Source organism: Pseudomonas sp. CM25 (genome assembly GCF_013179705.1).
Lineage (GTDB): Bacteria > Pseudomonadota > Gammaproteobacteria > Pseudomonadales > Pseudomonadaceae > Aquipseudomonas.
The window spans coordinates 1-2,136 of record NZ_JABMCW010000566.1; the positions used below are offsets into that span (position 1 = coordinate 1).

Here is a 2,136-nt window from a genome sequence, read left to right on the forward strand (position 1 = left end):
CGCCGCCAAGACTCACCTCCCGGTGCTGGGTGTGCCGGTGCAATCGTCGATGCTGTCGGGTGTCGATTCGCTGCTGTCGATCGTGCAGATGCCAGCCGGCGTGCCGGTAGCCACCCTGGCCATCGGCCGTGCCGGTGCCATCAACGCTGCGCTGCTGTCGGCCAGCATCCTGGGCGCCAAGTACCCGCAGTACCACGCGGCGCTCAAGCAGTTCCGCACAGAACAGACCGACACCGTTCTGGATAACCCAGACCCGCGCCAGGCTTGAGGCTCAACCCATGAAGATCGGTGTAATCGGTGGCGGCCAGCTGGGCCGCATGCTGGCCCTGGCGGGTACCCCGCTGGGCATGAACTTCGCTTTCCTCGACCCCGCGCCGGACGCCTGCGCTGCAGCACTGGGCGAGCACCTGCGGGCCGACTACGGCGACCAGGACCACCTGCGTCAGCTGGCCGACGAAGTCGACCTGGTCACTTTCGAGTTCGAAAGCGTCCCGGCCGAGACCGTGGCCTTCCTCTCGCAGTTCGTGCCGGTGTACCCCAGCGCCGAGGCGCTGCGCATCGCCCGCGACCGCCTGTTCGAAAAAAGCATGTTCCGCGACCTGGGTATCCCTACCCCGGCCTTCGCCGACATTCTCTCGCAGGCAGACCTGGACGCCGCAGTGGCCAGTATCGGCCTGCCTGCCGTACTGAAGACCCGCACTCTGGGTTACGACGGCAAGGGCCAGAAAGTGCTGCGCACGCCTGAAGACGTGGTGGGCACTTTCGCCGAGCTGGGCAGCGTGCCGTGCCTGCTGGAAGGCTTCGTGCCATTCACTGGCGAAGTATCGCTGGTGGCGGTGCGTGGCCGTGACGGCGAAACGCGCTTCTACCCGCTGGTGCACAACACCCACGACAGCGGCATCCTGCGCCTGTCGGTGGCCAGCCAGGCACACCCGCTGCAAGCGCTGGCCGAAGACTACGTCGGCCGCGTACTGCAGAAGCTGGATTACGTTGGCGTGATGGCCTTCGAGTTCTTCGAAGTCGACGGTGGCCTGAAGGCCAACGAAATTGCTCCACGCGTGCACAACTCCGGGCACTGGACCATCGAAGGCGCCGAGTGCAGCCAGTTCGAGAACCACCTGCGCGCCGTCGCCGGCCTGCCACTGGGCTCGACTGCCAAGGTTGGCGAGAGCGCGATGCTCAACTTCATCGGTGAAGTGCCGGCTGTGGACAAAGTGGTCGCCATCGATGACTGCCACCTGCACCACTACGGCAAGGCCTTCAAGGCCGGCCGCAAGGTTGGTCATGCCACCCTGCGCTGCCATGACATGGCCACCCTCGAGCGCAAGATTGCCGAAGTAGAGGCTCTGATCAGCAACTGATCGAACTTCTGGCAACGGCTGGCCCTCTGAGATGGCAACAAGCCAAAGCGCTGTCTAGGCTTTGGCTTGTTTCATCTTCACTGCAGAGGGATTGCCATGGGCATCATCGGAACCATCTTCATCGGCCTCATCGTCGGCCTGCTGGCCCGTTTCGTCAAACCGGGCGACGACAGCATGGGCTGGATCATGACCATCCTGCTGGGTATTGCCGGCTCGCTGCTGGCCACTTATGGCGGCCAGGCGCTGGGCATTTACCAGGCCGGGCAGGCGGCGGGCTTCTTCGGGGCGCTGGTCGGTGCCGTCGTGCTGCTGGTGATCTACGGATTCATCAAGAAACGCTGAATACTGGTTAGAATGCCCGGCAATTCATTCGAGTTGCCGAGCATTTCCATGCGTGCCTTTTTCCTCGTCCCCCTGCTGTTGGCCAGTACCCTGGCCCATGCCGAACTGCCCGAAACCGACTGGCTGGAGCTGATGCCCAAGTCGGACCAGAGAGCGCTTGAGCAAATGCCCGAAATCGACCATGACTCGCCAGAGGCCATGGGCACCTTTACCGACAAGGGCGGACTGAAACAGAGCAAGGGCCTGCCGGCGGTGATGTATTCGACCAAGACCGTGGCGGCCATGAACGGCAAGGACATTCGCCTGGGCGGCTACCCGGTGCCGCTGGAGAGCGATGCCAAGGGCAACAGCACGCTGTTTTTCCTGGTGCCGTACCCGGGCGCGTGCATTCACGTACCGCCACCGCCACCGAACCAGCTGGTGCTGGTGCGTT

General features: G+C 63.7%; 4 protein-coding genes. All 4 read left to right on the top strand.

Annotated elements, in window-relative coordinates; translation table 11 throughout:
• The coding region (locus HP546_RS29470) for an AIR carboxylase family protein (RefSeq protein ID WP_172233166.1) at nucleotides 1-268 on the top strand (268 nt) is incomplete at its 5' end.
• Between the two features lie 10 nt (nucleotides 269-278).
• Complete coding sequence (locus HP546_RS29475) at nucleotides 279-1,361, top strand: 5-(carboxyamino)imidazole ribonucleotide synthase (protein WP_172233169.1); 1,083 nt, start codon at nucleotides 279-281, stop codon at nucleotides 1,359-1,361.
• A 96-nt stretch (nucleotides 1,362-1,457) separates the two neighbouring features.
• On the top strand, nucleotides 1,458-1,703 hold the full coding sequence (locus tag HP546_RS29480) for a GlsB/YeaQ/YmgE family stress response membrane protein (RefSeq protein WP_172233172.1): 246 nt from the start codon (nucleotides 1,458-1,460) through the stop codon (nucleotides 1,701-1,703).
• 48 nt (nucleotides 1,704-1,751) lie between these two features.
• Nucleotides 1,752-2,136: DUF3299 domain-containing protein (locus HP546_RS29485; RefSeq protein WP_172233175.1), on the top strand; the 385-nt coding region annotated here is incomplete at its 3' end.